General features: G+C 29.6%; 25 protein-coding genes. 21 read left to right on the top strand and 4 right to left on the bottom strand.

What is annotated here, in order from left to right; translation table 11 throughout:
• Positions 1-5: 5 nt before the first annotated feature.
• The 12 genes from eutM (at position 6) to HMPREF2852_RS03525 (ending at position 9867) form a co-directional block, all read left to right on the top strand.
• Complete coding sequence (eutM, locus tag HMPREF2852_RS03475) at positions 6-281, top strand: ethanolamine utilization microcompartment protein EutM (RefSeq protein ID WP_019118669.1); 276 nt, start codon at positions 6-8, stop codon at positions 279-281.
• A gap of 5 nt (positions 282-286) precedes the next feature.
• Positions 287-1078, top strand: a complete 792-nt coding sequence (locus HMPREF2852_RS03480) for a tetratricopeptide repeat protein (RefSeq protein ID WP_070605947.1) — start codon at positions 287-289, stop codon at positions 1076-1078.
• A complete protein-coding gene (locus HMPREF2852_RS03485; protein WP_261667992.1) occupies positions 1075-1680 on the top strand; it encodes a DUF4037 domain-containing protein in 606 nt (201 codons plus the stop codon). Before HMPREF2852_RS03480 ends, HMPREF2852_RS03485 begins: the two co-directional genes overlap by 4 nt.
• Positions 1637-2002 carry a DUF4037 domain-containing protein gene (locus HMPREF2852_RS10005; RefSeq protein ID WP_261667994.1) on the top strand — a complete coding sequence of 122 codons (366 nt, stop codon included), beginning with the start codon at positions 1637-1639 and terminating at the stop codon, positions 2000-2002. The genes HMPREF2852_RS03485 and HMPREF2852_RS10005 overlap by 44 nt, the downstream gene beginning before the upstream one ends.
• A 1-nt stretch (position 2003) precedes the next feature.
• Positions 2004-2627, top strand: a complete 624-nt coding sequence (locus tag HMPREF2852_RS03490) for a DUF4125 family protein (RefSeq protein ID WP_019118665.1) — start codon at positions 2004-2006, stop codon at positions 2625-2627.
• Positions 2628-2636: 9 nt separating this feature from the next.
• Positions 2637-3497 (top strand): MerR family transcriptional regulator, encoded by an 861-nt coding sequence (locus HMPREF2852_RS03495; RefSeq protein WP_070605948.1) that lies wholly within the window; start codon positions 2637-2639, stop codon positions 3495-3497.
• Positions 3494-4579: a 1-propanol dehydrogenase PduQ gene (locus HMPREF2852_RS03500; protein WP_070605949.1), complete on the top strand. Its 1086-nt coding sequence runs from the start codon at positions 3494-3496 to the stop codon at positions 4577-4579. The genes HMPREF2852_RS03495 and HMPREF2852_RS03500 overlap by 4 nt, the downstream gene beginning before the upstream one ends.
• A 209-nt stretch (positions 4580-4788) precedes the next feature.
• A complete protein-coding gene (locus HMPREF2852_RS03505; protein WP_070605950.1) occupies positions 4789-5901 on the top strand; it encodes an ABC transporter ATP-binding protein in 1113 nt (370 codons plus the stop codon).
• Positions 5894-6691, top strand: a complete 798-nt coding sequence (locus tag HMPREF2852_RS03510) for an ABC transporter permease (RefSeq protein ID WP_070605951.1) — start codon at positions 5894-5896, stop codon at positions 6689-6691. Before HMPREF2852_RS03505 ends, HMPREF2852_RS03510 begins: the two co-directional genes overlap by 8 nt.
• Positions 6681-7478 carry an ABC transporter permease gene (locus HMPREF2852_RS03515; RefSeq protein WP_004839403.1) on the top strand — a complete coding sequence of 266 codons (798 nt, stop codon included), beginning with the start codon at positions 6681-6683 and terminating at the stop codon, positions 7476-7478. The genes HMPREF2852_RS03510 and HMPREF2852_RS03515 overlap by 11 nt, the downstream gene beginning before the upstream one ends.
• Positions 7475-8554, top strand: a complete 1080-nt coding sequence (locus HMPREF2852_RS03520; protein ID WP_070605952.1) for an ABC transporter substrate-binding protein — start codon at positions 7475-7477, stop codon at positions 8552-8554. Before HMPREF2852_RS03515 ends, HMPREF2852_RS03520 begins: the two co-directional genes overlap by 4 nt.
• Before the next feature lie 131 nt (positions 8555-8685).
• Positions 8686-9867 carry a diaminopimelate decarboxylase family protein gene (locus tag HMPREF2852_RS03525; protein ID WP_070605953.1) on the top strand — a complete coding sequence of 394 codons (1182 nt, stop codon included), beginning with the start codon at positions 8686-8688 and terminating at the stop codon, positions 9865-9867.
• Between the two features lie 56 nt (positions 9868-9923).
• On the opposite strand, the gene HMPREF2852_RS03530 is transcribed toward HMPREF2852_RS03525, so the two are convergent.
• Positions 9924-10637 carry a GntR family transcriptional regulator gene (locus HMPREF2852_RS03530; RefSeq protein WP_070605954.1) on the bottom strand — a complete coding sequence of 238 codons (714 nt, stop codon included), beginning with the start codon at positions 10635-10637 and terminating at the stop codon, positions 9924-9926.
• Positions 10638-10763: 126 nt separating this feature from the next.
• Here HMPREF2852_RS03530 and HMPREF2852_RS03535 point away from each other — a divergent pair, with 126 nt between their 5' ends.
• The 9 genes from HMPREF2852_RS03535 to HMPREF2852_RS03575 all read left to right on the top strand — a co-directional run bounded on the left by HMPREF2852_RS03535 (position 10764) and on the right by HMPREF2852_RS03575 (position 17268).
• A complete protein-coding gene (locus tag HMPREF2852_RS03535) occupies positions 10764-10985 on the top strand; it encodes a putative Se/S carrier protein (RefSeq protein WP_070605955.1) in 222 nt (73 codons plus the stop codon).
• A 60-nt stretch (positions 10986-11045) separates the two neighbouring features.
• Positions 11046-12191, top strand: coding sequence for a double-cubane-cluster-containing anaerobic reductase (locus tag HMPREF2852_RS03540; protein ID WP_070605956.1), 1146 nt, complete (start codon positions 11046-11048; stop codon positions 12189-12191).
• 174 nt (positions 12192-12365) lie between these two features.
• Positions 12366-13313 (top strand): GTP 3',8-cyclase MoaA, encoded by a 948-nt coding sequence (moaA, locus tag HMPREF2852_RS03545; protein WP_083306962.1) that lies wholly within the window; start codon positions 12366-12368, stop codon positions 13311-13313.
• Entirely contained in the window at positions 13314-13784 is a 471-nt protein-coding gene (gene moaC, locus HMPREF2852_RS03550; RefSeq protein ID WP_070605957.1) for a cyclic pyranopterin monophosphate synthase MoaC, read from the top strand.
• Positions 13765-14256, top strand: a complete 492-nt coding sequence (locus HMPREF2852_RS03555; RefSeq protein ID WP_070605958.1) for a MogA/MoaB family molybdenum cofactor biosynthesis protein — start codon at positions 13765-13767, stop codon at positions 14254-14256. The genes moaC and HMPREF2852_RS03555 overlap by 20 nt, the downstream gene beginning before the upstream one ends.
• Positions 14243-14704: an MOSC domain-containing protein gene (locus HMPREF2852_RS03560; RefSeq protein WP_070605959.1), complete on the top strand. Its 462-nt coding sequence runs from the start codon at positions 14243-14245 to the stop codon at positions 14702-14704. The genes HMPREF2852_RS03555 and HMPREF2852_RS03560 overlap by 14 nt, the downstream gene beginning before the upstream one ends.
• Positions 14694-15560 carry a molybdate ABC transporter substrate-binding protein gene (gene modA / locus HMPREF2852_RS03565; protein ID WP_070605960.1) on the top strand — a complete coding sequence of 289 codons (867 nt, stop codon included), beginning with the start codon at positions 14694-14696 and terminating at the stop codon, positions 15558-15560. The genes HMPREF2852_RS03560 and modA overlap by 11 nt, the downstream gene beginning before the upstream one ends.
• 6 nt (positions 15561-15566) lie before the next feature.
• Entirely contained in the window at positions 15567-16241 is a 675-nt protein-coding gene (gene modB / locus HMPREF2852_RS03570; protein WP_070605961.1) for a molybdate ABC transporter permease subunit, read from the top strand.
• Positions 16234-17268, top strand: a complete 1035-nt coding sequence (locus tag HMPREF2852_RS03575; RefSeq protein ID WP_070605962.1) for a sulfate/molybdate ABC transporter ATP-binding protein — start codon at positions 16234-16236, stop codon at positions 17266-17268. Before modB ends, HMPREF2852_RS03575 begins: the two co-directional genes overlap by 8 nt.
• Positions 17269-17282: 14 nt before the next feature.
• Here the strand turns inward: HMPREF2852_RS03575 and HMPREF2852_RS03580 are convergent, their stop codons facing one another.
• From HMPREF2852_RS03580 to yedF, 3 genes are read right to left on the bottom strand one after another with little or no spacing between them, the layout of a single operon-like run.
• On the bottom strand, positions 17283-18416 hold the full coding sequence (locus HMPREF2852_RS03580) for an aminotransferase class V-fold PLP-dependent enzyme (protein WP_070605963.1): 1134 nt from the start codon (positions 18414-18416) through the stop codon (positions 17283-17285).
• Positions 18403-18672: a putative Se/S carrier protein gene (locus HMPREF2852_RS03585; RefSeq protein WP_070605964.1), complete on the bottom strand. Its 270-nt coding sequence runs from the start codon at positions 18670-18672 to the stop codon at positions 18403-18405. Before HMPREF2852_RS03585 ends, HMPREF2852_RS03580 begins: the two co-directional genes overlap by 14 nt.
• Complete coding sequence (gene yedF, locus HMPREF2852_RS03590; protein ID WP_070605965.1) at positions 18672-19256, bottom strand: sulfurtransferase-like selenium metabolism protein YedF; 585 nt, start codon at positions 19254-19256, stop codon at positions 18672-18674. The genes HMPREF2852_RS03585 and yedF overlap by 1 nt, the downstream gene beginning before the upstream one ends.
• Positions 19257-19266: the final 10 nt, after the last annotated feature.

The following is a 19266-nucleotide window of genomic DNA, read 5'->3' on the forward strand; positions in this document are numbered from 1 at the left end:
AAAAAATGAACGAAGCTTTAGGAATGATTGAAACAAAAGGATTAGTAGGAAGTATCGAAGCAGCAGATGCAATGGTAAAAGCAGCTAACGTTACACTTGTAGGAAAAGAACACGTTGGAGGAGGACTTGTAACAGTTTTAGTTAGAGGAGATGTAGGAGCAGTAAAAGCAGCAACAGATGCAGGAGCAGCTGCAGCACAAAGAGTTGGAGAATTAGTATCAGTGCACGTAATCCCAAGACCACATACAGAAGTTGAAACAATTTTACCAAAAAATAAATAAGAATCATGAAATATGATTTATCAAACTTTTATAAAGATTTAAAGCTAAAGTTTAATAAATCAAATGGTAAGGAAGTTATTCTATTTCTGATGGAAGAATTTTCTAAAACTATAAGTTTAAAAGATGAAAGAGCCATTATCGCTGTTGGTAATGAGCTCGCATCTTTTCTTAGAGTAAAGGGTCAAACAGACTTGGCTTATAAGATTTATAAAGTTATAAAGAAATTAGTGTTAGATAATTGCGGATTTATTTCAAAAGATTATGCTAGTCTTCTTATAAATATATCGAATTGCCATATAGTTTCTAAAAATTATGATTTAGCAATTGATACTTTGAATGAAACGGAAACTATTCTTAGCCAACTTAGTGATACAAAACATTTAATGGCAAGCGTATATAATAATAGATCTCAAGCTTTTAGGGCAAAGAATATGTTGGATTTAGCACAAGAAGATATTGAAAAAGCTCTAAAAATAATAAAAAATGAAGAAAAAATAGCTGTATCTAAGATAAATCTTGCAGAAATATTAATACTTAAAAAAAAGTATGCTAAAGCATTGGTAAATGTAAATGAGGCTATAATTTATTATGAAAAAAATAAATTAAGACTTCCACATTTGGCAAATGCTTATGCGACAGCTGCTAATATTTATTATAATAATAAAGAATATTATACGTCTGTATACTATTATGAAAAAGCTATAAAAGTATTTGATGAAACTGTTGGTGAAGGGCCAGTAAAGGAAATTCTAATTAAAAACCTTAATCAAGCTAAAAAACAAAGGGAAATATCATGAATGGTATAGAATTATCAAAAAAATATTTTAATGATATAGCCTATCCTCTTTTTAAAAATAATTGTCCAGAAATTTTAGATCTTTGTTCAATTGGTCTTGTGGGAGAGGGCTCTGAATGTTTTGGTCTTGATGATGAAATCTCAAAAGATCATGATTTTGGTCCGGAATTTTGTATGTGGCTAAAAGAAGATGATGTAAAAATTTATAAAGATAAAATTGAATTTTTATTGGAAAAATTGCCCAAGGAATTTTTGGGATACAAAAGAGTTGATTCAAAAATTGTTGATAAGAGAGTTGGTTTATTTTCTGTAGAAGATTTTTATGAAAAATATACATCAGCTAGGAAATTTCCAATAAGTGATATAGATTTTTTAAAAATTCCAGAATCTTATCTTGCTACTGTTACTAATGGAGAAATTTTTTTAGATAATTGTAAATTATTTTCTGATTATAGAAAATATTTATTAGATTTTTATCCAGAAGATGTACTCAGAAAAAAACTTGCAGCATATCTTTTCCAAATGGCTCAAGCGGGACAATATAATTTAAAAAGATCTCTTGATAGAAATGATGTTTCAGCAGTTTTTTTTTGCAAAAGCTGAATTTATGGAAGCTTTATTGGGAGTACTTTTTTTATTTGCAAAAGTATATATGCCTTATTATAAGTTAAGATACAAAAGATTAGCACAAATTAATTATTATCCTCGTGATTTGTTTGAGGATATGAATAAATTTATGGAATCAAATCACAAAAAAGATCTTGTTTACTTGAGTGAAAAGTTAAGTATATATGTAAAGGATATATTAAAATATAGATCTATTACTAAATCAAATGATGATTTTTTATTGGCTCATGCTATTGAAGTACAAAATTCAATTATAAATCCACAAATTAAGGCTATTAATTTGGTGAAAGGAAATTGATATGAGATATTTATTTAAAAATATTGACAAGAACTTGATGAAAGATATACTTAGAGATTATAATTTATTATGTGTTTTCGATGAGCTTTCTTGGATTTTAGATTTTGAATGGAAAAACTTTGATGAAATAAGGGGACTTAATGGTAGGGCAGTTTGCCAAGATTCACCTAAAGAATTTTTCATTATGAGGCTTTCTCAATATTTGGCGTATAATCAAAAAATTATAGATTATTTATATAAAGACTTAAAAGAAATTGAAAAAAATGGCGTAAATCCTATTTTTGATAAGTATGCTAGAATGATGGAATTTACAGATAAAGAAAAATTTGAAGATATTAAACAAAACTTAGAAGAATTGTCACCTGTTAAAGTTCATTTATTAGAAAATATAAAAAAAATCTTAAACGATAAGTCAAAAAACATTCCCAAAGAACTAAAAAGAGTAAGACCAACAAAATCTCAACATAAAAGAATTTCATCTAATGACTATTATGTAGCAGAAATTACTTGTTTGTCTTTGAAAACATTATGGGCTATAGAAGAGATGATTGAAAGCCCTTTTTATAATTTAGAAGAAAATATTTATAAAAATACTAAATACTTATTTGAGAAAGTAAATAATTAAGGAGTAAAAATGATCAATAAAGAAAAATTATATTCCATTGGTCAGGCTTCAAGTAAAGCGGATGTATCCACAAGAGCTTTAAGACATTATGAAACTGTAGGACTTATAAAACCAGATGTAGTTAAAGAAAATGGATATAGATATTATACAGAGGATACTATTCTCTTGATTTCTATAATAAAATATTTGCAATTTATGGATTTTTCATTGTATGAAATTAGAGACTTTATATTTAATTCAGACTATGATGATGTGAGCAAATCATTCAATGAACTTATTAAAAGAACAAGTAATGAAATAAAAAAATTAGATGAGCGATTAACTATTATAAAAGATTGGAACGAGTTAATATCAGAAGCATCTTCAGCATTTATTATTGGCAATAATACCCCAAGTATTAAATATATAAAACAAAGTGAACTAATATCTTATCCTATAGATTTTAGTTTTTGCTATGAAGATACTGTATTAGATTTAGATTTTGCAAATTTTGTAAAAAGTGAAAATAACAAGATTACAGGTTCTGTAATGTTTTATTTTGATTCTTATATCCAAAGATTAAAGTGTGAAAAGGAAAATAGAAACATTAGATGTTTATACATACAAAAAGCAGTTAAACCTATTCAAGATGAAAGAATCATTTTCACATTGAAAGATGGATTCTATGGTTCTATTTATCATTTTGGAAAATATGAAAATTTAAGTAAATCCTATGAAAAACTTAGAGAGTGGGCTAAAAAGTATAGATATAAATTATCAGAAGATGTTATAGAGAGATTTGTAGTAGATTCTTGGACTTTTAGAGATGAAAAAAAATATGTAACAGAGATACTAATACCGATAGAAATGAAAGTTGAGGAAAATATATGACGTTTTCAGTAAAGCCTACTATAAATGTTGGAGATGATAGCATAAAAATTTTAAATTCTTTAAATCCTAATAAAATTTTTTTTGTAACAGATCCATTTGTAGTAGAAAGTAAAATGATAGATCAGGTGACAAAATTTTTAGATAAAAATATTTCCTATGATATTTTTAGCAATATTCAACCAGATCCTAGCCAAGAATTAGTTGAAGAAGGGAAAAAAGCTTTAAAAAATTCAAATCCTGATTTAATCTGTGCCATTGGTGGAGGCTCAGCTATAGATGCTACTAAAGCAATTATATATGATATATATAAAGAAGAAAAAGTAAAAAAAATTTTTGTAGCTATCCCGACTACAGCAGGAACAGGAAGTGAGTCTACAAATTTTGCAGTTGTAACAGTAGGCAATGATAAAAAAGTATTAATAGACGATATAATGCTTCCAGATTATGCTTTATTAATTCCAAAATTTACAAAAACTGTACCAAATTTTATTACAGCTGATACAGGTATGGACGTTTTGACTCATGCAATAGAAGCCTATAGTAGTAAAAATGCATCAATATATACCGATACTTTTGCAGAAACTTGCATAAAGACAGTTTTTGAAATTTTGCCAAAAGTATACGATGATGGAGATAGGTTAAAACTAAGAGAAAAAATGCTAGAAGTTTCAAATATGGCAGGAATCGCTTTTAACAATGCAGGACTTGGAATAAATCATTCCCTAGCCCATACAATTGGTGGAACTTTTCATATTTCTCACGGAAGATTAAATGCAATACTTTTACCTTATGTAATAGAATATAATTGTGAAAATAGTGAAGAGGCTAGAAAAAAATTAGACGATTTAGCTCAAAAATTAAATCATAGGGACTACACTTGTTTAATCAAAGTAATAAAAGAAATGAATAAAAAATTTAATATTCCAGAAAAATTAAGTGGACTTGGGAAAATTGATGAAAAAGCTTACCAAGATTCTATAGAAAAAATGACACTTACAGCTTTAAATGATAGGTGTACACCAACAAATCCAGCTTTGGTAACAAAATTTGACTTGGCAAATATCCTAAGAGATGCTTTTTAAGGTTTTAAAATCAATGTGTAATAAAAAGTGTGATGGTTATAATTATTTATTAGCCGTCACACTTTTTATTTATATTTAAACAAATCACTATTTTATAAGCAAGTCCATAATATTATGTAAAATTTACTAATAAAATATTGTAGACTTGACTTGCAAATTTTTTCTTCTTTTATGTTATACTGTTAAAAGAAACTAATGGGGGTGATCTTGTGTGTGAAAATTTAGATAAATATTCTGTGGTTTTAAAGGGCGTTTCTAAGTCTTTTGATGATGAAATGATTTTAAAATCGGTCGATTTGGATCTTGAAAAAGGGAAATTTTATACTCTTTTGGGGCCTTCGGGTTGTGGGAAAACTACAATTTTAAATCTTATTGCTGGATTTTTGGAAGCAAATTCTGGAGAGATTTATATTAATGGAGAAAATGTTTTGAATGTTCCTGCAAGTAAGAGAAAGGTTAATACAGTTTTTCAAAATTATTCTCTTTTTCCTCATATGAATGTTTTTGATAATGTTGCCTTTGGTCTTGAAATTAAAAAAACTGACAAAAAAATTATTAAAAAAGAGGTTGAAAAGGCTCTTGATATGGTAAATTTATCAGGGTTTGAGAAAAGAGAAATTTCTCAAATGTCAGGAGGACAAAGACAAAGAGTTGCCATAGCTCGTGCTCTTGTAAATAAACCTGATGTGCTTTTACTTGATGAGCCATTGTCTGCTCTTGATATGAAACTTAGAAAATCTATGCAGGTTTTACTTCGTGATTTACAGTGGGAGTTGGGAATTACTTTTGTTTTTGTAACTCACGATCAAGAAGAGGCTCTTGCCATGAGCGATTGGATTTTTGTAATGGATAAGGGCGAAATTGTCCAACAAGGAAGTCCAAAAGATATTTATGATGAACCAATCAATCGCTATGTTGCTCAGTTTATTGGTGAAAGCAATATTTTAAAGGCGAGAATGGTTGATGATTATAAGGTTGAATTTGCAAATAAAACTTTCGCCTGCTCTGATGCTGGAATTAATAAAAATGAAAGGGTTGAGGTTGTAATTAGGCCTGAAGATATAAATGTTGTGTCAGTTGATGATGCGGATATTGTTGTAAATATCGACAACATTTTGTATAGGGGAGTTTTTAATGAATTAATTTGTTTTGATTCTTCTGAATTTAGGTGGAAAATTCATACGACAAGAACTTTTGAAGAAGGCGATGATATTGGAATAAAAATTGATGCAGACAACATCCACGTTATGCGTTATAACGAAAGCGAGGATGATTTTGATAAAAGAATTGAAAAATATGCGATTGGAGAAGATGATGGCTAAAAAATACCAAAAATTATCTGCGATTTATTATTTGTGGATTTTGATTTTTATAATCGCTCCGATTCTTCTTTTGATTTACCAATCATTTTTTGATATTTATGGAAGTTTTACTTTAAACAATTACATTTCCTACTTTTCAAACAAAAATTATATGATTATGACTTTCAATTCTTTGTTGACTGCCTTTTTAATAACGGCTTTTACACTTTTGTGGGCTTATCCATTTTCGTATTTTTTGTCAAAGGCCAAGCACAAGGATTTTATTTTGCTTTTGGTAATTCTTCCGACTTGGATAAATTTGGTTTTAAAAGCCTACGCTTTTATTGGACTTTTTAATAAAAATGGAAGTATTATGGGATTTTTGGGACTTGCTAGTGAAGGATTTTTGTTTACAAATCCTGCCTTTATTTTGGTTGCTTCCTACGTTGAACTTCCTTTTATGATAATTCCAATTTTTAGGGCAATAGATTCTATTCCGAATGAATATATTATTGCAAGCGAGGATTTGGGTGCAAATAAATTTCAAACTTTTAGGAAAATAATTCTTCCCCTTTCTATGGATGGAGTTATGGCTGCAAGTCAGGCGGTTTTTATTCCTTCGATTTCACTTTTTCTTATTACAAGAATTATTGGAGGAAATAAAATTATAACTTTGGGAACAGCTGTTGAAGAACATTATTTGGTAACTCAAAATTGGGGCATGGGTTCAACTATTGGGCTTGTTTTGATTTTTATGATGTTTGCAGTTATTTCTATTTTAAATAAAAAGGCGGTCAAAGATGGAAAATAAAAAAAATAAAATTGGAAATTTGTATTTATTTTTTGTATTTATAATAATGTATTTGCCCTTAGCTTTTTTGATTTTTTATTCATTCAATAGCGGGGGAAATATGAATGTTTTTGAAAGCTTTACCCTAGATTATTATAAAAAAGTTTTTAATGACGAAAGGCTTATAAATATTGTAATAAATACTTTAATAATTGGCTTATTATCGTCTTTGATTGCAACAATTATTGGAACGCTTGGTGCAATTTCGATTTATTATATGAGAGATAAAAAATTAAAAAAGAAAGTTTTAAGTCTAAATTCGGTCCTTATGGTTTTGCCAGATGTTATGATGGGCGCTTCATTTTTGATTTTATTTTCTTTTTTATTAAAAATTCCTATGGGATTTTTTTCGGTTTTGCTTGCTCACATTGCCTTTTCAATTCCAATTGTGGTTTTGATGGTTCTTCCAAGACTTTACGCCCTAAATTCTGATATGATGAAGGCTGCTGAAGATTTGGGAGCAAATGATATTACAATTTTAAATAAAATTATTCTTCCAAATATTGCAAGCGGAATATTTGCAGGCTTTTTTATGGCACTGACTTATTCTTTGGATGATTTTGCAGTTACATTTTTTGTGACAGGCTCAGGATTTTCAACTCTTTCTGTAGAAATTTATTCAAGGGTTAGAACAGGAATTTCACTGGAAATAAATGCACTTTCTTCATTGATTTTTATTTTGTCATTAATTCTTGCAATCGGCTATTACGTCATACAAAGTAGAGAAGAAAAAAGGAGGACAAGATGAATAAGGTTTATAAATTTTTCTTAGGAATTTTAACTTTTTGCCTTCTTTTGTTTGTAGGACAAAAAAAATTAAATGAAAAAGCAAAAGATCAGGATTCAAAAAATATTTATTTTTATAATTGGGGAGATTATATTGACCCTGAAATTATAAAAGATTTTGAAAAAGAAACAGGCTATCACGTGATTTATGAAACTTTCGATTCAAACGAGGCGATGATGGCAAAAGTTGAGCAAGGAAAAACTTCCTACGATTTGGCTTTTCCATCAGAATATACGGTTGAGATTATGAGAGATAAAAAACTTTTGAAAAAATTAGACCACAAAAAAATAAAAGGTCTTGAAAATATTGACAAAAGATTTTTAAATCTTTCTTATGATCCGAACAATGAATATTCGATTCCATATTTTTGGGGCTCTTTTGGAATAATTTATAACAATAAAAAATACAAAAAAGAAGATTTTTCTTCTTGGAAAAATTTGTGGGATAAAAAATTTGAAGGAGAAATTTTATCTTTTGATGGAGCAAGAGAAACACTTTGCATTGGTCTTTTGGCAAATGGAAGAAGTCTAAATGAAAAAGATGAAAAAATTTTGAGAGAAACCAAGGATGACTTGGTTGGTTTTATGAAAAATGTAAAGGCAATTCTTGCTGACGAAATTAGAATGTATATGGCGCAAGGCGAGGCTGATGTTGGAATTACATTTTCTGGGGAAGCCTCAATGGCAAAAGAAATAAATCCAAATCTTTCTTATGCTATTCCAAAAGAAGGTTCAAATATTTGGTTTGATACCATGGTTATTCCAAAAACTTCAAAAAATACAAAGGGAGCTTATGCTCTAATAAATTATTTGCTAAAACCAAAAGTTGCAGCAAAAAACGCAGATTATGTTTGGTATCCAACTCCAAACAAAAAGGCGATGAAATATATTGACAAAGAAGCAAGAAATGATAAGACCTTGTATCCAGACGATGAAGATATAGAAAAATTAGAAGTTTTCAAAAATTTGGGCAAAGAAACAACAATTTTATACAATGATTTGTTTTTGGATTTAAAAATTTCGCCACAAGCTGATTAAACATTTCCTTGAAAATTTACTAGCCAGTAAGTTTTCAAGGATTTTTTTATAAATTAATTTATTGTATAATGGATTTAATAAGTAAATTTAAATTACAAAGAAAGGTTTTCACGAAAAAATAGGAGAAAATTATGCAAGCAAAAAATATTGACGAATTTGTAAGAGAAAATGCCCCTTGTTATATTTATCAAAAAGAAATAATTGATAAATCTTGCCAAAAATTACAAGAAAAATTTGAAAATATAGAATTTTTATATTCAATCAAGGCAAATCCATTTATGCCAGTAATAAAAACTATAAAGGAAAATGGAATTGGTTCTGATGCCGCATCAAGCAATGAAGTTTTGCTTTCAAAAAAGGCTGGCATGGAAAAAAATCATATTTATTATTCTGCTCCAGGAAAAACTATGGAAGATTTACAAAAAGCTTGGGATAAGTGTATTTTTATTGCAGATTCTTTCCACGAACTTGATTTGTTAGAAAAACTTGCAAAAAATCACGGAGAAATTTTAGAAATTGGCATAAGAGTAAATCCGAATTATTCTATGACAGATAAAAAAGCCCATTCAAGTAAATTTGGAATTGATGAAGATAAAATTTTTTCTTTCGATTGGACTTACAAAAATTTAAAACTTGTAGGTCTTCATGTTCACGTTCAAAGCCAAATTCTTGACACAAATCTTCTTTCAAATTATTACAAAAATACTTATGATTTGGCAGTAAAATTTTCAAAACTATCACATGCTGACATTAAATTTATAAATTTTGGCTCAGGAATAGGAGTTGCCTACGACAAAAAAAACGAAGATGATGTGAATTTGGATATTTTGGCAAAAACTATGAAAGATTTATATGAAAAAAATAAAAATGAACTTGGAGCAAAATTTTTGATAGAAAGCGGAAGATTTTTGGTTATGGATTCGGGAGTTTATTACACACCAATAATCGACAAAAAATATTCAAATGGGAAAACCTACCTTGTTGTAAAAAATGCCATGAACGGTTTTGTTAAAGGACCTATGAAAGAAATGCTAAAACAAGCTTTGGGATATGAGTGCGAAAAAGCTTTTGAGCCACTTTATACAGGAAAAAATCAATGCGAATTTGAAATTATTGGAGAAAATTCCCAAAAAGAAATCGTAGATATTGGGGGACACTTGTGTACAAGTTTAGATTTGCTAGCAAGTGATATAGAATTAAAAAAAGCAAATATTGGCGATATATTGAAAGTTTCAAACGCTGGAGCTTATTGCTTTAGCCTTTCGATTTTACACTTTGCAAGCCATGATTTGCCAAAAGAATTTTTGTTATAAAATTTAGTAAAAAAAGGCTTTTGTAAAATTTTTAATATTTTACAAAAGCCTTTAATTTATTTTATTTGGTCTTCTATATTTTCAAACTCCAAATCCTTGGAAAGTTTATTTATAGTATGTATGGTTGATTTCCAATTTTCAACTAAAAATTTTCTTGCATTGTCCAAATTTTTTTCTTTTAAGGCGTTAATTATGTTCATGTGCTCCTTATAAGTTGTGAAATTTTCATCTCCTGTTTCAAAAAAATAAATTTCCATTCTTTCAACTCTTCTTTTTAGCTTATCAATAATTGGTTTTATTTCAGCATTTCCAGAAAGTTCGATGAAAGCATCGTGAAATTCGTTGTCTTTTTTTATAGTTTTTAATTGGTCTTTTTTTCTATGAAAATAACTTATATCTTCATTAATATCTTGAATTTTTTCAATAAATTTCTCGTCAATTTTGTCGAAAGCTTCAATCAAAGCAAGCTCCTCCAAGCTATAGATAATTGGATAAATATCTTTTGCCTCGCAAGGATTTATAGGAGCAACTATTGTCCAACGATTTGCCTTGGTCATTACTAAGCCCTCGCTTTCGAGTTGCAACAAAGCTTCTCTTACTGGAGTTCTAGAAATTCCCAAATCATCTGAAAGCTCTTGGACTCTAAGTCTTTCACATGGTTTAAGTTCTCCATTAATTATTCTTTGTGCAAGCAAATTATAGGCTTCGTCTTTTACAAAAGTCCTGCTTATTTTTTTTATTTTAACTTTATTTTTATCATTTTCGCTCATAAATTCCTCTTTTATCAAATTATTCTATACAGAAATATTATAACAGAAATATAAATATCTACAAACGTTTTATTGAAAAGGATTGAGTGATATGTTATACTCTACTTATAAATATGAGGAGGATATATGAAACTTGTTGCAGGATTTGATACGACAAACGACGCTCTTTTGATGGAAAATTTTTGTAAAAACAAAAAAATAAATGGAGAATTAATTCCAGTTCCAGAAGAATTTGGAGCAGGTTGCGGTTTGGCGTTTAGATTTGATGATGAAAATTTTGAAAAAATAAAAAAAATCCTCAATGATGAAAATGTATCGTATAAGATTTTAAAAATTTTAGATATATAATTGTTTTTAATTTGAACTTATAAATAAAGCCATAAAAGTGTTTTATCACAAGGAGGTAAGATGGAATTAGTAAAAGATTTACCGGAAGTTTTTGAAGAATTTGCTGAGCAAAGAAAAAATTCTTTTTTGCAAGTTAAAAAAATAAAAGATAGTGGAAAGCCTGTTGTTGGGATGTATTGTACATATTTTCCAAGAGAAATTGCTCAAGCCATGGGAGCAAGAACAGTTTCTTTATGTTCTACATCAGACGAAACTATAAGCGAGGCTGAAAAAGATTTGCCAATTAATCTTTGTCCTTTGATAAAATCATCTTATGGATTTGCAATCACAGACAAGTGTCCATTTTTTCATTTTTCAGATTTGGTAATAGGGGAAACTACTTGTGATGGAAAACAAAAAATGTATGAGCTTATGGGAGAATTTAAACCAGTCCACGTGATGAATCTTCCTCACAACCAAGGAGAAGATGCCCTTAATCTTTGGAAAAAAGAAGTTATTAGAGTAAAAGAAAAAATTGAAGATACTTTTGGAGTAGAAATTTCTGATGAAAATTTAGAAAATCAAATTAAGCTTGAAAATAAAATTAGAAAAGCCTTCAAAAAACTTGCGGGCACTATGGCAAATGATCCAACTCCTATGTCAGGCTATGATTATTTTAAAGTTTTGTATGGTTCAACTTTTAAATTTGATAGGGAAAATCTTGCTGATGAGCTTAATAATTTGGCAGAAAAAATCATGGAAGAATATGACGAAAATCTTCCGAAAAAACCAAGAATTTTAATTACAGGTTGTCCAATCGGTGGGGCAACTGAAAAAGTTATACAAGCTGTTGAAGATAATGGGGCAGTTGTTGTAAGTTACGAAAACTGTACAGGCGAAAAAAATTATGATAGACTTGTAGAAGAAAATACAAAAAATCCAATAAAGGCGATTGCAAAAAGATACATAGATATTGGTTGTTCAGTGATGAGCCCAAATAAAAATAGATTTGATTTATTGGATAGGTTAATCGACAAATATAAAGTCGATGCAGTTTTGGATGTAGAGCTTCAAGCTTGCCACACTTATGCAATAGAAACTACATCAATTAGAAAATTTGTAACAGAAGAAAAAAATATCCCATACCTATCTTTGGAAACTGATTTTTCAAAAACAGATATTGGACAAATAAATACAAGAATTGCAGCTTTTATAGAAATGCTTTAAGCTAATAGTGAACTTGGTGTAAGAGGGCAAATCTTTTAATTTTCACTTTAGTTATTTAATGAGATTTAGAAGATTTACTTTCTTTCCAAGTTCAATTTTTTTTAAAATTTTAAGAATATTGTTTATTTGGTTTTAAGCTAGGATATTATAAAAATATAGAAAGTAGTTGATTATATGCTTGATAAGTATGAAAGAAAAATAGATTATTTGAGAATTTCTCTTACAGACCGTTGTAATTATAGGTGCAAATATTGTATGCCAGATGGTCTTTCTTGCAAAAAAAATCATGAAGATATGTTGACTTTAGAAGAGATTAATGAAATAAGCAAAATTTTTGTAAAAAAAGGAATCAAAAAAATAAGACTTACTGGTGGCGAGCCTTTAGTTAGAAAAAATGTAGAAAGTTTGGTAAAAATGCTTGCTGAAATTGATGGACTAGAAGATTTGGCAATGACTACAAACGGATATTTTCTAAAAGAAAAGGCAAAAATTTTGTGGGAAAATGGACTAAAAAGATTAAATATTTCTCTTGATAGCCTTGATGAGAAAAAATATAAGATGATGAGTCAAGGTGGCGATTTAAAAAAAGTCTTTGATGCAATTTCTTATGCTAAAAATTTTGCCTATAAAATAAAAATTAATTGTGTCTTGATAAAGGGATTTAATGATGGAGAAATTTATGATTTTATAAAATTTGCCAAAGAAAATGACATAGAGCTTAGATTTATTGAGCTAATGCCAATAGGCGGCACGGCAGATTTTTCAAAAGATAAATTTATTTCAAGCGATGAAATTATAAAAAAATTAAATTTAATTCCAATAAAAAATCCCGACAAAAATTCGCCAACAAGTCTTTACAAAGTCCCAGATTTTGATTATACACTGGGGATTATTGAGCCATTAAGTCATAAATTTTGCTCTACTTGCAATAGATTAAGACTTACAGCAGATGGTAAAATTAGACCTTGTCTTCATTCGGATTTAGAAATTGATTTAAAAAAAGCTATAAGAGCAAATGAAAATATAGAAAAATTAATTGATGAGGCTCTTATGAAAAAACCTCAAAGACATCATTTGGAAAAAGAAGTAATAAAAGAATCTATGTATAGGATAGGAGGATAAATGTTTACACATTTAGACAAAAATGGCAGGGGGCAAATGGTTGATGTATCTCAAAAAGAAATCAGCCAAAGAGAAGCCATAGCCAAAGGTTCAATTGAATTAAAAAATGAAACGATAGAAGCTATAAAAAATGAAAAAATAAAAAAGGGAGACGTTCTTGCCATAGCTCAAGTTGCAGCAATTCAGGCTGTAAAAAATACATCTTCAATAATTCCTATGGCTCATCCGCTTTTGTTAAATGGAATAAATGTAGATTTTTATTTTGAGGGAAATTTATTATTTTGCCAAGTAAAAGTTAAGTGCCAAGGAAAAACTGGAGTTGAAATGGAAGCTTTGACGGGAGTTTCTGCTGGGCTTTTGACAGTTTATGATATGTGCAAGGCTCTTGATAAGTCTATGACCATAAAAGATATATATTTAGTAAAAAAATCAGGAGGAAAATCAGGGCTTTATGAAAGAAAAAATTTATAATTACGCCTTTGTGGTAATTTCTGATACCAGATCAAGCGGAGAAAACAAAGACGGATGCATTGACGCTTGTCAAAAAATAATGCCAGAAAATTATAAGATGGTTTATAAATCTATAATTAACGATGATTTGGAAAATATTGAAAAAGAATTAAATAAATTAGTTGATGAAAACATCCAATTAATTTTAACATCTGGTGGGACTGGACTTTCAAAAAGGGACAATACACCAGAGGCAAGTTTAAAAGTAATAGAAAAACAAACGCCAGGCATAAGCGAGGCTATAAGATTAATTTCAAAAGAAAAAACTCATATGTGGGCCTTATCAAGAGCAGTTTCTGGAATAAAAAATAATTCTTTAATTATAAATTTACCAGGATCTCCCAAGGCTGTCATAGAAAGTATAGAAGGAAGTTTGCCTTTTTTAAGTCATGGCTTAGATATATTAGAAGGGGATAATAGTGGACACAAATAATAACTCAACAGTTTTATCAATAAATATTTCAAAGACAAAGGGAGTGAGAAAGGAACAGATAGGTCAGGGTTTATTTAAAAAAGATTTTGGGCTAGAAAATGACGCCCACGCAGGAAAGTGGCACAGGCAAGTAAGCCTTTTGGCAGTAGAATCAATTAGAAAAATGGAAAATGAAAATCGCAAATTTGCTTTTGGGGATTTTGCAGAAAATATTACAACCAAAGGAATAATTTTGCATGAGCTTCCAATTGGAGAAAAATTAAAAATTGGCGATTGTATTTTGGAAGTTAGTCAAATTGGAAAAGAATGTCACAAGGGCTGCGCCATAAAGCAAAGTGTAGGAAAATGTATTGTGCCTTATGAGGGAATATTTGCAAAAGTAATTAAAGAAGGCGTAATAAAAACAGGTGATGAAATTAAAATTTTAGGAGAAGAAAATGAATATTAAAAAAATCGCAATGACAGCTCTAGCAGGAGCATTATTAATCGGAACAGCAGCTTGTGGTAACAACAAAAAAAATGACAACAATTCAAATGAAGCTATGTCAAATTCAAATGCAAGCGTAGAAAAATCAAATGAAAATGCGGGCAAAATGGAGAAAAAAGACCTTGTAGTATTCGCAGCAGCTTCAATGACAGAAGCCTTAGAAGAATTAAAAACAGAATTTGAAAAAGAAAATCCAAATCTTAGTTTGACATTCAACTTTGATTCATCAGGAACTTTAAAAACTCAAATTGATGAGGGAGCAGACTGTGATGTATTTGTTTCAGCAGCTCAAAAACAAATGGATGAACTTGACAAAGAAGAAAAAATAGACAAAGAAACAAGATTTGATTTACTTGAAAATGAAGTAACTCTTGCAGTAGCCAAAGGAAATGAAAAAGAAATCAAAGATTTTAAAGATCTTGAAAAAGATGAAGTAGAAAAAATCGCTCTAGGAAATGCTGACGTTCCAGTTGGACAATATTCAGAAGAAATTCTTAAAAATTTAGGAATTTGGGATAAGATTCAAGATAAAGTTACACTTGGTTCAAACGTAAAAGAAGTTACATCATGGGTAAGTGAAAAAGCTGCTGATTGTGGAATAGTTTATAAAACTGACGCAAAAACAGCAGGACTTGAAACAGTAGCAGTAGCTGATGATTCAATGCTAGAAAATAAAGTAATTTATCCAGCAGCTTTACTTAAAAATTCAAAAAATCCAGAAGAAGGCAAAAAATATTTAGAATTTTTAAAAGGCGAAAAAGCATCAGAAATTTTAGATAAATATGGATTTAAGCCATTAAATAAAGGCATTAAATAAATAGATATGGACTTATATCCTTTATATAATTCAATAAGGATTGCAAGTATATCATCGGTAATAATATTTTTTCTTGGTATATTTGCTGCTTACTATATTAAAAAATTACCTGCAAAAGTAAAGGGGGCAATCGATGTGGTATTAACCTTACCCTTGGTATTGCCTCCTACTGTTGTAGGATTTTTTCTAATAAAAATTCTAGGAACAAATTCGCCACTAGGAAAAATCGCAGTAGAATATTTTAAATTTCCTCTTATAATGAATTGGTATTCAGCAATTTTTGCAACAGTTATAGTAACATTTCCTTTGATGTATAGGACAACTAGAGGAGCTTTTGAAGCTTATAACCAAAATTTATCATACGCAGCTCAAACTTTGGGCAAGTCAAATACATGGATTTTTTGGAAAGTTTTGATGCCAAATTGCAAAAAAGGCGTTATGGCAGGTTTTGTTTTATCATTCGCAAGAGCCCTTGGAGAATATGGAGCAACATCCATGGTAAGCGGATACACTCCAGGAAAAACTGCAACCATTTCAACAACTGTTTATCAATTTTGGAGAATCGGTCAAGACGCTGTTGCTTATAAGTGGGTTATGATAAATGTTTTGATTTCATTTGTTGTTCTTGTTGCCATAAATTTCTTAGAAGATACAAATCCAAAGGAAAAAAATTATGCTTGATGTTGAAATAAAAAAAGAATTTACAAATTTTAAACTTGATGCAAAATTTACAAATGAAGAAGGGATTTTGGGAATTTTGGGAGCATCAGGCTCTGGCAAAAGCTTAACCCTAAAAGCAATAGCGGGAATTATAAAACCAGATTATGGAAGAATAGTTTTAAATGATAGAATCCTTTTTGATAAAGATAAAAAAATAAATATACCAACCAAAGATAGAAAAGTTGGCTATCTATTTCAAGATTACGCACTTTTTCCAAACATGACAGTTTATGAAAATATAAAAACTGGACTTAGGGGAAAAAATAGAAATTCTGAAAAAATAATAAATAAAAAATTAGAAGAACTTCATATTGGACATATAAAAAATTCTATGCCAGAAATGATTTCTGGTGGAGAAAAACAAAGAGCAGCTCTTGCAAGAATTTTGGTAAACGAGCCAGAAATTCTTTTGTTAGACGAGCCATATTCAGCAATTGATGGATATTTGAGATGGTCAATTGAGCTTGAAGTTAGAAAAATTATAGAAGAATATAAAATACCAACCCTTTTTGTCTCCCACGATAGGGATGAAATATACAGAATGTGTGATGACATTGTAATAATGACAAAAGGAAAATCAGAAGCAAAAAAACCAACCAAGGAGCTTTTTCATAATCCAGAAACCATGGCAGCAGCAGAGCTATCAGGTTGCAAAAATTTCTCAAAAGTTGAAAAAATTGGAGAAAATACTTATAAGGCTGATGCTTGGAACCTAGATTTAGATTTAGAAAAAAATCACAATGAAAAATTTATAGGCATAAGAGGTCATGATGTAGAAATTTCCAAAAATAAAAAAGAAAAAAATTCATTTCAAATGGAAATAATAAAAGAAATCGACCAGACTTTCAACACTTGCCTACTAATAAGAAAAAAAGAAGGCGAAGGACAAATTACCGTATTTTTGGAAAAAGAAAAATGGAATGATTTAAAAAATGAAAAAAATCTATATTTTAATTTAGATGAAGATAAAATAATGTTTTTAAAATAAAAGCTAGGATTACCCTAGCTTTTTTCATTTGCTATATTTTTTACAGCCTCTATTGTTTTTTCTATTTCTTCTTTTGTGTTATAAAATGACAGGCTCATTCTTACTATGCCTTGTTTTTTTGTTCCCATTTTTTCGTGAAAAAGTGGGGCACAGTGGCTGCCTGCTCTTACGCAAATTTCGTAATCATCCCATAGCTTCATTGCTATATAATTTGCTGGAATATCTTTTATGTTAAATGAAATTATTGGAACGTGTTTTAAATTTATATTTGAATAAAATTTAATTCCATCAATATCTTTTAGACCATTATACAAAATTTTTGTAAGCTCATTTATATCTTTTTGAGTATTTTCTGTCAAAAATTCTATGGCACTTTTTAGTCCTGCAAAGGAATGAACATTTGCAGTTCCAGGTTCAAATAAATCTGGCAAGACGTGTGGTTGGGTTTTTGAAAATGAATCAAAACCTGAACCACCAGCAAAAACTTGTTTGAAATCAAAATTTCCATTTACAATAAATCCACCCGTTCCTTGGGGAGCGTGAAGTCCCTTGTGGCCTGTAAATAAAAATATTGATTCGGGATATTTTTTTATATCAAAAGGCACATAACCTGCAACTTGAGCTCCGTCTATTATTAATTTCAACTTATATTTTTTACAAATTTCGCTTGCCTTATCAAGGTCTGTCAAAACTCCTGATACGTTTGATGCTCCTGTAATTACTAGAGCTTTTGTATTTTTTTTGACTAAACTTTCAATTTTTTCAAGATCAAGGCTAAAATCATCTTTTATATCGATAAAAGAAAGCTCTGTTCCGTTTTTTGCCAAATCATAAAGGGGTCTTAGGACGGAGTTGTGTTCTGCAAGGCTCGTTATGACGTGGTCGCCTCTTGTAAAAAGTGATTTTATCACAAAATTTAGGGCGAAAGTTATGTTTGGACACAAAACCACATTTAAGGGATTGTCCATACCGAAATAAGCCCCAACTTCTTTTCTAGTTTGCATCAATAAATTTAGGGCATCAAGGCTAACTTTATAAGCTCCTCTTGAGGGATTGCCAAAAGATTTTGAATTTATAGCATTATAAACTGCCCTTGCAACTGATTCGTCCTTGTCGATTGTAGTTGCAGCATTATCAAGATAAATCATAAGCTTTAACCTCTGGCTTTCTTTTGTTTTCTTTGTAAATAAGCAGGTATTTTTCTTCAAAATCAAGCTTGTTTTTTGAAAAAATTTCTTTTACCTTCTCATCAAATTTCTTTTCATACCTAAGACAAAGTCCACAACCTGCATCAATTTCTGGCAAAAGAGGGACTAGCCTTGCCCTAATATTTTCGCTTTCGACTTTGCTTAGGGCAAGATAGGCTAAATTTGATGATTTGAAAGTATAAATTATATATTCCATTATGGTCTAATGGTGTGATGGGTTCTCATTAATGAAGAAATTTCATACATATTTGAAATTCTTCCAACTTTTAATTCTTCCTTTACTCCATAGTGGTCAAGGCAAAGACCGCAAGAGATTATTTCAACCCCATTATCAGCAAGTTTTTTCAAATCTTCTATGGTGTTTTCTCTTTGTGTTGTCAAAAATACTCCCTTGTTGTAGCAAATTACATATTTTGGAAGTACGTCTGCCTCAGTTATTGAAACTAAGAAGCTTTCCAATAAAGATTTTGAGAAATCTTCATCCCCATCGCCAATTTTATCAGAATCAAAAACTACAACATAAGAAGAAGATAGGCTTTCTTCCTTATCATCTTTCTCTGTTTTTTCTTCATTTTTATTAAAATTTAATTTGAAAACTCCATCTTCTTTTTCTTCGATTTCAATATCAAAGTTAGTTTCTTTTGCAAGTTTTTTCAAATTTTCTACAGCTATATCCTCATTTACAAGTACATAAAAATTTTCTTCACCATTTTTAATTTCTCTTTTTGCCATAATTACAGGCATTGGACATTCTATTCCTCTAGCATCAATTTCTTTCATTTTTTTACTC

It is taken from the genome of Anaerococcus sp. HMSC065G05 (assembly GCF_001812365.1).
Taxonomy (GTDB): Bacteria; Bacillota; Clostridia; order Tissierellales; family Peptoniphilaceae; genus Anaerococcus; species Anaerococcus vaginalis.

Coding starts and splice junctions, on each gene's coding strand:
- eutM (WP_019118669.1), top strand. CDS start 6: ATGAACGAAGCTTTAGGAATGATTGAAACAAAAGGATTAGTAGGAAGT.
- HMPREF2852_RS03480 (WP_070605947.1), top strand. CDS start 287: ATGAAATATGATTTATCAAACTTTTATAAAGATTTAAAGCTAAAGTTT.
- HMPREF2852_RS03485 (WP_261667992.1), top strand. CDS start 1,075: ATGAATGGTATAGAATTATCAAAAAAATATTTTAATGATATAGCCTAT.
- HMPREF2852_RS03490 (WP_019118665.1), top strand. CDS start 2,004: ATGAGATATTTATTTAAAAATATTGACAAGAACTTGATGAAAGATATA.
- HMPREF2852_RS03495 (WP_070605948.1), top strand. CDS start 2,637: ATGATCAATAAAGAAAAATTATATTCCATTGGTCAGGCTTCAAGTAAA.
- HMPREF2852_RS03500 (WP_070605949.1), top strand. CDS start 3,494: ATGACGTTTTCAGTAAAGCCTACTATAAATGTTGGAGATGATAGCATA.
- HMPREF2852_RS03510 (WP_070605951.1), top strand. CDS start 5,894: ATGGCTAAAAAATACCAAAAATTATCTGCGATTTATTATTTGTGGATT.
- HMPREF2852_RS03515 (WP_004839403.1), top strand. CDS start 6,681: ATGGAAAATAAAAAAAATAAAATTGGAAATTTGTATTTATTTTTTGTA.
- HMPREF2852_RS03520 (WP_070605952.1), top strand. CDS start 7,475: ATGAATAAGGTTTATAAATTTTTCTTAGGAATTTTAACTTTTTGCCTT.
- HMPREF2852_RS03525 (WP_070605953.1), top strand. CDS start 8,686: ATGCAAGCAAAAAATATTGACGAATTTGTAAGAGAAAATGCCCCTTGT.
- HMPREF2852_RS03530 (WP_070605954.1), bottom strand. CDS start 10,637: ATGAGCGAAAATGATAAAAATAAAGTTAAAATAAAAAAAATAAGCAGG.
- HMPREF2852_RS03535 (WP_070605955.1), top strand. CDS start 10,764: ATGAAACTTGTTGCAGGATTTGATACGACAAACGACGCTCTTTTGATG.
- HMPREF2852_RS03540 (WP_070605956.1), top strand. CDS start 11,046: ATGGAATTAGTAAAAGATTTACCGGAAGTTTTTGAAGAATTTGCTGAG.
- moaA (WP_083306962.1), top strand. CDS start 12,366: ATGCTTGATAAGTATGAAAGAAAAATAGATTATTTGAGAATTTCTCTT.
- moaC (WP_070605957.1), top strand. CDS start 13,314: ATGTTTACACATTTAGACAAAAATGGCAGGGGGCAAATGGTTGATGTA.
- HMPREF2852_RS03555 (WP_070605958.1), top strand. CDS start 13,765: ATGAAAGAAAAAATTTATAATTACGCCTTTGTGGTAATTTCTGATACC.
- modA (WP_070605960.1), top strand. CDS start 14,694: ATGAATATTAAAAAAATCGCAATGACAGCTCTAGCAGGAGCATTATTA.
- modB (WP_070605961.1), top strand. CDS start 15,567: ATGGACTTATATCCTTTATATAATTCAATAAGGATTGCAAGTATATCA.
- HMPREF2852_RS03575 (WP_070605962.1), top strand. CDS start 16,234: ATGCTTGATGTTGAAATAAAAAAAGAATTTACAAATTTTAAACTTGAT.
- HMPREF2852_RS03580 (WP_070605963.1), bottom strand. CDS start 18,416: ATGATTTATCTTGATAATGCTGCAACTACAATCGACAAGGACGAATCA.
- HMPREF2852_RS03585 (WP_070605964.1), bottom strand. CDS start 18,672: ATGGAATATATAATTTATACTTTCAAATCATCAAATTTAGCCTATCTT.
- yedF (WP_070605965.1), bottom strand. CDS start 19,256: ATGAAAGAAATTGATGCTAGAGGAATAGAATGTCCAATGCCTGTAATT.